Genomic DNA, 10,152 nt, shown 5'->3' on the forward strand with positions numbered 1-10,152 from the left:
GAAAACTGCACTCAAATGGTACAGCTCCATAGTCGACGGGGCCTGGACCGCAGGCACATGGAATTAAATTCGTGGGGATCCCTCAGACTCTGACCCCATATTTATGCTTACGGTAAGTGCTCGGTTGCTAGGTAGTCGTGTGACTGCATTTCCTTTAAGCGGCTAAGACAGCGTCTGAACTCAAAATTAAGTAGCCCCTCGGTGTACAAGCTTTCCAGCGCGACTTCTGCAGATATGATCAGCTTTACATTTCGCTCGTAAAATTCGTCCACCATCGCAATAAAACGACGCGCCACATCGTCATTATGCTGGCCCATTTCCCTAACATTGGCTAAAAGCACTGAGTGATAACAACGGCTTAACTCAATGTAGTCGCTCTGGCTTCTAGGCCCGCCACACAAGGCTTTAAAATCAATCATCAATACCCCGTCAGCGTTTCTAAGCGTCGGTATTTTTCGGTTGTTCACCTCAATATCTTCGCCTTTAGAGCCTTCTTCCGGAGCTAATTGAGAAAAGTAGCTATGCAAGTTTTCGGTGGCTTCGCCATCAAGTGGGTAGTGATAAATTTCGGCTTGCTCTAACGTTCTAAGACGATAATCAATACCGCTATCAACGTTTACTACGCGGGTATTCTGATTGAGTAGATCGATAGCAGGTAAGAACCGCGCACGCTGTAATCCGTTTTTATACAAATCGTCAGGGACTATGTTTGACGTCGCCACCAGCACAATTCCGTGACCAAACAGCTCTTCCATTAACGTGCCTAAAATCATGGCATCGGTTATATCAGACACGAAAAACTCGTCAAAGCATATTACCCGCGCTTCTTTTGCTAACTTAGCCGCTACCAGCTTTAGCGGGTCTTGTGCGTTTTTAAGCTGCTTTAGTTCATCGTGCACACGGTACATAAAGCGGTGAAAATGCACGCGCATTTTCTTTTCGAAAGGCAAACAGTCGTAGAATGTATCTACTAAATAGGTTTTGCCTCGCCCTACACCACCGTAAAAGTAGATGCCCTGGATACCAGGCTTCGCATGGCCTTTCCCAAACGCTGCTTTTAACTTTACCCGCCACGTCGTTTTCTTTTCAGGTTGGGTAAGTTCATCAAACAAACGTTGAAGTTCTTTTACTGCATTTTCTTGCGCCGCGTCGTAATGAAAGTCAGACGACTGAAGATCTAGCTGATATTTTTCCCATGGCGTCATCGCCGAAACCACTCCGTACAAAAGTCAATAGCGGCGCTTGCTGCACCGACCTGCTTGAATTTCTCAATTATGACCTTAATTTTAATGGAAATCACGGTAGAATCTCACATTGAAATTCGACATACACCGAATAAATGTCACGATGTATGCGCTTTTCGGGTTCGACCTTGCTATATTCAGCGTATGGTCGAAAGCAGCTTTTAGATCGTAGAAGTAAAGGTCGGCTGCAAGATGTAGATTGATTCGGAGAATATAATGGAATTGTTAGTATCTCTTGCTTTGTTAGTAGTTGGGTTAATTATTGGCTTTTTCGCAGGTCGCTTTTTTCAACAAAAGCAGGGCGCAGGCAATACTGCACAGACTGAGAAGCAAGTTAAAGAGATCCTCGCACAGCAGGCGCAACACCACATTCATCAAACTCGTCAAAGCTTAGAGAGCATTGAAAGCCAGTGCGAAACCTTAAAGCAACAAATTGAAGAGTATGAATTGCTGCTTGAGCAAGGCAGCGATGATGACAGCAAAGTTCCTTTTTATGGGGAACAAGCAACTACGTATTTACGTAACAACCTAAAAGGGTCTGACAAATCGAGAGTTCAGCGTGTATCTGACACACAGCCAAGAGACTTCGCTAACTCGGGTTCTGGGCTGTTCGTCGGCGGATCTGATAAGAATACCGCAGAAAAACAGTAACATCGGGAACTTTATCACGACCTCGGACTCTTTTAGTGAAACCATGCTATGTCGCATATAACATGAAGGAGTGTAAGCGAACATGAAAATGTCTTTCCGCCATTGTCTATTGGCGTCTGCCGTTGTTGTAAGTTCATTGGGCTTTACTGCTAGCACACAGGCGGCGTTACCGTTCTTTTCTGATAAGAAAGATGAAGTTCCCTCTTTAGCCCCTATGCTAGAAGAAGCTACCCCAGCGGTAGTGAGCATTGCGGTAGAAGGAACACAAACCTCTACGCAGCGTGTACCCGAGATGTTTCGCTACTTCTTCGGCGCCCCGCAAGAGCAGGTTCAAGAACGCCCTTTCCGAGGTCTTGGTTCTGGTGTCATCATTGATGCCGATAAAGGTTATGTCGTTACCAACAACCACGTTGTTGATAATGCAGATGAAATCACTGTTAAGTTAACTGACGGTCGCGAGTTTAAGGCGAAAAAGCTAGGCTCTGACGAGCAAAGCGATATCGCGCTACTTAAAATAGAACCTGATGATTTAAAAGCGTTACCGCTTGCCGATTCTGACGCGCTGCGCGTAGGCGACTTTGTAGTAGCTATTGGTAATCCGTTTGGACTTTCTCAAACGGTTACCTCTGGTATAGTAAGTGCTCTGGGCCGCTCTGGCTTGAACATTGGTGGTTATGAAGACTTTATTCAAACCGACGCAGCAATTAACCGCGGTAACTCAGGCGGTGCGTTAGTTAACCTTCACGGTGAACTGGTTGGTATCAACACCGCTATTTTTGGTCCTAACGGCGGTAACGTCGGTATTGGTTTTGCTATTCCTGCCAATATGATGAAAAGCCTAATTGATCAAATTGCAGAATTTGGTGAAGTTCGCCGTGGCCTTCTAGGCATTTTAGGTAGCGATATTGACGCGGGCCTTGCAGAAGCCATGAATGCGGAAGTGAACATTGGTGCGTTCGTGAGCGAAGTGCAGCCAGACTCTGCCGCTGAAAAAGGTGGTCTGCAAGCCGGTGATATTATTACTGCCATTAATGGTCGTAAACTTCATAGCTTCCAAGAACTGCGCGCAAAAATTGCGAGTATGGGCGCGGGCGCTGAAGTTGAGCTCACGGTAATGCGCAAAGGTAAGAAAATGAATGTAGACGTTGTATTAGATGACGCTACAGATACGACAGTGACGGCTGCTCAAATTCACCCAGCCCTAGAAGGAGCAACCCTGTCTAACGGCACTGACGATGCTGGGAATGCTGGTGTAGTGGTTTCTGATATCGAGCGTGGTGCGCCTGCGGCGCGAATTGGTCTTCAATCTGATGATGTGATAATCGGCGTTAACCGAGTACGTACGTCTACGGTTGCAGAGTTCAGAAATGCACTAGACGAAGCCAAAGGCGTTATCGCACTCAATGTAAAACGTGGAAACTCTACGCTTTATTTGGTAATCAGACAGTAGCAATTTAGCACTTCAATTACATCCTCAGCTCAGACGCGTTGGTGTTCAAGCTGAGGGTTAGCATAAAAACGGCGCTTTATAAGCGCCGTTTTTGTTTTCAAATGATAACCGTTGAAAACAATGTGCTCCTAGCTTCCTAAAGGGGCTTCTTTACGGGCTCCTCTGATAAGCCGCATTCTCGAGCTACACCTATGTCCACGTAAATAACGCTGTATGAACAGCATGAAAGGTTTTGAAGTACATGCTAGTGCAAATTGAGTTGCACAAAATTTGCGTTTCATTACGGTAGTTTATTAAATAAAGTGATATCCTTTGCCGTAAGATGATAATTTAAGAATGTTGCGCTTTAAGATTGTGAAGTAGTGCTGAGTTAACGGCACCTATTAATTAAGTGCGACAGATAACAAAAAGTGTGATTTGTGACTGGCCGCTCAATTTTTAACTTCTTACTAAAATCTGTATTTCTTGGCGTAGCTGTTGCTGCACTACTGTTAGTTTTCCTACCCGATCTACGTCAAGGCAAAGGCCTTGCTCAAGGATTCTTTAACTCCCCCTCAGTAAGCGCTAGTCGCGAAAGCTATTTTACTGCTCTAAGTCGCTCTGCGCCTGCAGTAGTCAATATCTACAGCGTCAGTATTGAGAACGGTTCAGGCCTATTCAGAAATCAATCTCGTGGGCGCACCAATTTGGGTTCTGGCGTTATCATGACAGAAAATGGCTATTTGCTTACCTGTCACCACGTAGTTGCAGATGCAGATAGCATTTACGTAGCGGTTCAAGATGGACGTATTTTGGAAGCGCAAATTGTGGGCACCGACCCACTGACCGACCTTGCCGTGTTAAAAGTCACCGCTGATAACCTGCACATTATTCCTCAGGTGTCAGAACCTGACACCCATGTGGGTGATGTGGTGATGGCGATTGGTAATCCTTTCGATTTGGGACAAACCATTACTCAAGGCATAGTAAGCAGAGCCGGACGAAATGGTCTATCTAATTATGTTGATTTCATTCAAACCGACGCAGTTTTGAACCAAGGTAACTCTGGTGGCGCGCTGGTAGATAGCAATGGTATTTTGCTGGGTATCACTAACGCCAACTTCCAAGTGCTAGATTCAAATAATCGCGCTCGCAATGTAGACGGCATTAACTTTGCCGTGCCTTACGAATTAGCTAAGCGAGTCATGGATGAAATTATCAGCAATGGACGTGTTGTTCGCGGGCAGCTTGGTTTTGTTGGCGGTGAAAACCGCAACCGACCAGGCATAGACGTTTCAGCAGTAGCTAAAGGCAGCCCTGCCGACATCGCGGGTATCCGCCCTGGCGACATCATTGTAGCCATAGACGGCGTACGTTTAGAAAGCGCATCAAAAACGTTGGATATGATTGCCGAAACCGAGCCCGGTACTGAACTTGAAATTGAGCTCAGCCGCGACGGGCGTTCAATTACTCTTACGGCAACGGTCGCAGAGCTTCGCGCTGGTCAATAAGTATTGTTGGAGCTGGCAGATTAGTTCGGCTTCCCAAGTTTAGAACGTGAAGATTTAATACCAGCCCGCATAGATAATAGACACAAAAAAAGCGCCAGATAGATATGCTATCTGGCGCTTTTTCGTAGAAGTGCAAAACCTTGAGTTATTCTTTCACTCTTTCAATGATGGCACCCAAGCCACCCAGCTTCTCTTCAATGGCTTCATAACCACGGTCTAAGTGATAAATGCGATTCACGTGAGTCTCACCTTCTGCGATGAGCCCAGCTATCACCAAGCTTGCCGACGCGCGCAGGTCAGTGGCCATTACCGGAGCTCCTTTAAGACTTGAGCTGCCTTTAGACACTGCTGAGTTTGCTTCTAATGCGATTTCTGCGCCCATACGTTGTAACTCTGGCACGTGCATGAAGCGGTTTTCAAAAATGGTTTCTGTAATTACGCCCGTGCCTTCGGCAACACAGTTTAAGGTAACAAACTGCGCCTGCATATCCGTAGGGAATGCTGGGTGTGGTGCGGTTTTAACTCGCACAGCCTGTGGTTTGCGCCCTTCCATGTCTAGCTCTATCCAGTCATCACCAGTGGTGATTTTAGCTCCGGCTTGCTCTAGCTTATCTAGCACTGCATCTAATGTATCTGGCGCCGCATGAGTACAGCGTATTTTCCCACCTGTCACAGCAGCCGCTACCAAGAAAGTACCGGTTTCTATACGGTCAGGCAGTACTGCATAATCACAACCGTTTAAGGTTTCCACGCCCTCAATGGTTATTTTATCGCTTCCTGCACCGCTAATTTTCGCGCCCATCTGAATAAGACAGTTTGCTAAATCAACGATTTCGGGCTCGCGTGCCGCGTTTTCAAGAATGGTTGTTCCGTCAGCCAGCGCCGCTGCCATCAGTAGGTTTTCAGTGGCACCCACGCTTACCATATCCATGAAAATACGCGCACCTCTCAGACGACCGTCGACTTCGGCTCGAATATAGCCTTCGTCTACTTCAATCTTCGCGCCCATCTTTTCAAGGCCAGTTAAATGAAGATTTACCGGGCGCGCACCTATAGCACAGCCACCGGGCAAAGAGACATTCGCTTTACCTTGCTTAGCTAGCAATGGGCCAAGTACCAAGATAGACGCGCGCATAGTACGTACTAACTCATAGGACGCTGTAACGCTTTGTAGCGTACTCGCATCGATAACGATATCGTTAGGTGCGGGTAGTGCGACTTCAACACCTAATTCACGCAAAAGTGCCGTTGTTGTATTGATGTCACGAAGACGAGGAACGTTGGTGTAACGACAAGGAGAGTCGGTCAGCAAGCTTGTCATCAACAATGGCAAGGCCGCGTTTTTAGCGCCAGAGATGCGCACGGTACCGTTGAGCGCAGGGCCCTTTTTAATTACGAGTTTATCCACGTGCTACGCCTATTATTGAGGAATATTAAACTGGCGCTCACGCTCCCAGTCTTTTACTGAAAACGTCTTGATGGTAATTGCATGCATGCTGCCGTCTGCAATTTTATCAGCCAAAGGCGCATATACCGCTTGCTGGCGCTTCACACGGCTCATTTCGTTAAAAGCATCGCTTACCGCAATAATATTAAAATGCGAACCTTCGCCCTTTACATGGACTTCGTGAAGGTCTAACGCATCTTTCAAGATTTTTTCAATTTCAGACAATTCCATAACTTACTTCTTAATTCGCTAACGGGTGTTTATTCTACGGGTAAAAAGCTATCTGCGTCGCTTATTTTAGCAAGCTTACGTAGCTTCTCAGGCATTTTATATAGGCTAATGCTAACACCATTTTGCTTTGCATCCCTAACGGCATTAATAAGCCAAGCCAAACCTGCACTGTCTGCGCGCTCAACATCACTTAAATCAACAAGACATCTTTTATTGTTAATCAAGATACTACGCTCATTTCCGTTCAAACTATCCCAGAAATTCTTCGACAGCGTTTCACGGTCAAGATGACCGTGAACCACTACATTGCCTTTGTCGTTTACCTCGAATAGGCTCACTCAGCCTCTCCTTCGATTTCGATTGGCTCGCCTTGCTTAAGCTCAACTGGCTTACCAATTTTGTCGCGCATTAGTGCGATAACTGCATCGATACCGTCTTGACGAAGGATTGATTCAAATTCGCTACGCTTGCTATTTAGCATGCTGATGCCTTCAGCAACCATATCGTAGGCTTTCCACTCGTTCGTTTTACTGTCTTTACGAACTTTAAAAGCAATTTTGATTTCAGGGCGGTTTGGATCTTGAACCACTGCGCGCACTGTTACTGATTTTTTATCATCAAAAGATGATTCAGGCTCAAAGATGACTTCTTGGTTGTCGTAGTAACCCATTGCCACAGCGTAGGTTGTTACCAAATATTGACGAAATACGCTGATGTACTCGCCCATCTTCTCTTGAGGTACTGACTTAAAGTGTTTACCTAGTACCATAAAAGCAGCGAACTTGTAGTCGATATAAGGTACTAATTCTTCTTCCATAATGGTGCGTAGCATTTCAGGATCAGCTTTGATCGCTGCTTGGTTCGCTTTGATGCGCTCAAACGTGCGGTTTGCTACGTCTTGAACCATTTCATACGGGTTCTGTTCATTAACTTCTTGTGCATTCACTATGCCCGCTACAGACATCATGAAGATGCCAAGTGCTATCATAAACTTTTTCAAAATTACTCTCCTAACTTAAAACTCTATTTAGCAGACCTGATGGCAATCCAATAAGTCTCATTACGATCACGCCGCTGGAATAATTTAACGACCTGGGAATATACGTCTGGTCGTAATACTGCGATTAGTCTTCGTCGCTTCCGCGATTAAATAAGAACTGACCAATGAGATCTTCAAGAACCAAAGCTGACTTAGTATCCTGAAGGTAATCGCCATTCTGTAAATTAGCGACACCGTCGAAAGAGAAGCCAGGTTGGAAGCCAACATACTGTTCGCCTAGCAAACCCGAGGTCAAAATAGACACAGAGCTGGTTTCTGGAAAGCCGTTGTATTCATTTAAAATTGACAGCTCAACTACTGGCGTAAAATCTTCTTGGTCTAGCGTAATCGATGACACACGGCCAACCGTTACCCCACCAACCTTTACTGCCGATCTCGGCTTTAAGCCGCCAATATTGTCGAATTTTGCGTATAACGTGTAGGTATCGCCTTCGGTGGCTACCGTTTGGTTTGCTACTTTCAGTGCCAATAACAACAATGCACCGATTGTAAGCATGACAAACACACCAACCATTACTTCCGTTTTATACTTACTCATTCCAATCCCCTACTCGATACCAAACATAAGGGCGGTTAGCACGAAGTCCAGCCCTAATACTGCTAATGATGAATAGACCACCGTTTCGGTAGTCGCTTTGCTGATCCCTTCCGATGTTGGAATAGAATCGTAACCTTTAAATATGGCAATCCACGTCACAACCAAGGCAAACACGAGGCTTTTTATTACGCCGTTTATGACATCCTGGTTCCAATCTACTGTCGATTGCATAATTGACCAGTAGCTGCCTGCATCAACGCCTAACCAATCAACACCCACTAAGTGGCCGCCTAAAATACCAATGGCACTGAAAATAATGGCAAGCATAGGCATCGCTAACATTCCCGCCCAAAAACGCGGAGCGACGATACGTCGTAGCGGGTCTACCGCCATCATCTCTAAACTACTCAGCTGCTCCGTGGCTTTCATTAAGCCTATTTCAGCTGTTAAGGCTGAGCCAGCTCGCCCAGCAAAAAGCAATGCGGTCACAACCGGACCAAGCTCTCTTAACAATGAAAGTGCGACCATGGGGCCTAAGCTACCTTCTGCGCCATAATCAACCAAAATGGTGTAGCCTTGTAGCGCCATTACCATGCCGATGAATAACCCCGACACCATAATAATTAGCAGCGACTGAACGCCCACTACATACAATTGCTTAATCACCAACGGTACATTTTTAAGCCTAGGAACAGCGATTAATGCACCAAACAACATAAGAGCTGCTCGACCAACCGCAGTGACCTTCCCTATCGTTTTAGCGCCTATTGATTGGAAGAACTTCATTTATCTGCCCCCAAGAAGCTTGCTTTCAAATCAGGTGCAGGAAAATGAAATGGTACCGGACCATCGGCTTTTCCTTTCAAGAACTGCTGGACTAATTCAGAGTCACTTTCTTTGATTTGCTGCGCCGTTCCTTCACCGATAACCCGCTTGTCAGCTAAGATATAAATATAATCGGCAATGGTCAGTACTTCAGTGACATCGTGAGTCACCACTATACTGGTTAGATTAAGTGCGTCGTTTAATTCACGAATAAGCTTAACCAGCACACCCATTGATATAGGATCTTGTCCGGCAAAGGGTTCGTCATACATGATCAAATCTGGATCTAGTGCAATCGCCCTAGCCAAAGCAGCCCTGCGCGCCATACCACCAGACAATTCACTAGGCATTAATTGAGCTGCACCGCGCAATCCTACTGCCTGTAGCTTTAAAGCGACAATTGTCGCAATAACGTCTTCAGAAAGTTTTGTATGTTCGCGAAGTGGAAACGCCACGTTATCGAACACACTCATATCGGTAAAAAGCGCACCACTTTGAAAAAGCATGCTCATTCTACGACGTGTCTCATATAGCGTTTTTCTCGACATAGAAACAATCGAATCGCCGTCGAATCTAACGTCACCTTCATCTGGCGTTAACTGCCCGCCAATAAGGCGCAGCAGCGTGGTTTTACCTATACCACTTGGCCCCATTACCGCAGTAATTTTGCCTTTGGGTACCTTTAGCGATATCCCATCATAAATGATGCGATCAGCGCGCTTAAAGGTAAGGTTATCTACTTCAACTAAATGATCCATAGTTACTTAAATGTCGACCCCTGACGTTGGATTGAGACCTTATAAAATAACGCGTTCAATCCACTTAGAAAATTTTAAAATTATAAGAGTAAGTGAGTATTCAATTTCTGTGCCTTCACTTGATCCACTCTTAAGGTTTACTGCACAGTTTACTTTATGAGCGCATAAAATCAAAAAAGTTTACTCTCCAGTGTACTTTTTTGAATTTATATCGCCAGACATTGCTTAGAACACCTTGTCTGGGCGGTGTAATTTAAGGGCATTGTACGCTTTTTCAAGCCCCTCGCCAAAGTCAAAAAGTTACAAGTTATGTTCGATTAAGACGAATATATACCAGTCCGTATAGATTATTACCCACGCAGCGAGAGTTAAAATGTTCGTAATCGCGGCGTGTTACCGCAGGTATAGTGGTTCTACATCAAGGTGACACAACAAAGAGTACGGACATTTTAAACTCG

The 10,152-nt window shown here is 45.4% G+C and carries 11 protein-coding genes; 3 read left to right on the forward strand and 8 right to left on the reverse strand.

All coding sequences use genetic code 11. From position 1 onward, the window contains the following. Positions 1–107 precede the first annotated feature (107 nt). Positions 108–1,205, reverse strand: coding sequence for a cell division protein ZapE (zapE, locus tag BIZ39_RS18835; protein WP_014948359.1), 1,098 nt, complete (start codon positions 1,203–1,205; stop codon positions 108–110). 255 nt (positions 1,206–1,460) lie between these two features. Between zapE and BIZ39_RS18840 the strand changes: the two genes are divergently transcribed. The 3 genes from BIZ39_RS18840 to BIZ39_RS18850 all read left to right on the forward strand — a co-directional run bounded on the left by BIZ39_RS18840 (position 1,461) and on the right by BIZ39_RS18850 (position 4,835). Continuing rightward, a complete protein-coding gene (locus BIZ39_RS18840; RefSeq protein WP_014948358.1) occupies positions 1,461–1,895 on the forward strand; it encodes a ZapG family protein in 435 nt (144 codons plus the stop codon). A gap of 88 nt (positions 1,896–1,983) precedes the next feature. After that, positions 1,984–3,345: a DegQ family serine endoprotease gene (locus BIZ39_RS18845; RefSeq protein ID WP_014948357.1), complete on the forward strand. Its 1,362-nt coding sequence runs from the start codon at positions 1,984–1,986 to the stop codon at positions 3,343–3,345. A 419-nt stretch (positions 3,346–3,764) separates the two neighbouring features. Continuing rightward, complete coding sequence (locus tag BIZ39_RS18850; protein WP_014948356.1) at positions 3,765–4,835, forward strand: trypsin-like peptidase domain-containing protein; 1,071 nt, start codon at positions 3,765–3,767, stop codon at positions 4,833–4,835. A gap of 145 nt (positions 4,836–4,980) precedes the next feature. Here the strand turns inward: BIZ39_RS18850 and murA are convergent, their stop codons facing one another. The 7 genes from murA to mlaF form a co-directional block, all read right to left on the reverse strand. Beyond that, a complete protein-coding gene (murA, locus tag BIZ39_RS18855; protein WP_187447714.1) occupies positions 4,981–6,243 on the reverse strand; it encodes a UDP-N-acetylglucosamine 1-carboxyvinyltransferase in 1,263 nt (420 codons plus the stop codon). A gap of 12 nt (positions 6,244–6,255) precedes the next feature. Then, on the reverse strand, positions 6,256–6,513 hold the full coding sequence (locus BIZ39_RS18860; RefSeq protein WP_012517351.1) for a BolA family protein: 258 nt from the start codon (positions 6,511–6,513) through the stop codon (positions 6,256–6,258). A gap of 29 nt (positions 6,514–6,542) precedes the next feature. Then, positions 6,543–6,851 (reverse strand): STAS domain-containing protein, encoded by a 309-nt coding sequence (locus BIZ39_RS18865; RefSeq protein ID WP_187447715.1) that lies wholly within the window; start codon positions 6,849–6,851, stop codon positions 6,543–6,545. Beyond that, a complete protein-coding gene (locus tag BIZ39_RS18870) occupies positions 6,848–7,513 on the reverse strand; it encodes a phospholipid-binding protein MlaC (protein WP_061094265.1) in 666 nt (221 codons plus the stop codon). Before BIZ39_RS18870 ends, BIZ39_RS18865 begins: the two co-directional genes overlap by 4 nt. Before the next feature lie 124 nt (positions 7,514–7,637). Beyond that, a complete protein-coding gene (gene mlaD, locus BIZ39_RS18875) occupies positions 7,638–8,111 on the reverse strand; it encodes an outer membrane lipid asymmetry maintenance protein MlaD (protein WP_014948351.1) in 474 nt (157 codons plus the stop codon). A 9-nt stretch (positions 8,112–8,120) separates the two neighbouring features. Continuing rightward, positions 8,121–8,897 carry a lipid asymmetry maintenance ABC transporter permease subunit MlaE gene (gene mlaE, locus BIZ39_RS18880; RefSeq protein ID WP_014948350.1) on the reverse strand — a complete coding sequence of 259 codons (777 nt, stop codon included), beginning with the start codon at positions 8,895–8,897 and terminating at the stop codon, positions 8,121–8,123. Further along, entirely contained in the window at positions 8,894–9,694 is an 801-nt protein-coding gene (gene mlaF, locus BIZ39_RS18885; RefSeq protein ID WP_187447716.1) for a phospholipid ABC transporter ATP-binding protein MlaF, read from the reverse strand. Before mlaF ends, mlaE begins: the two co-directional genes overlap by 4 nt. Between the last annotated feature and the right edge of the window lie 458 nt (positions 9,695–10,152).

The organism is Alteromonas sp. BZK5, from assembly GCF_014349115.1.
GTDB classification, from domain to species: Bacteria; Pseudomonadota; Gammaproteobacteria; order Enterobacterales; family Alteromonadaceae; genus Alteromonas; species Alteromonas macleodii.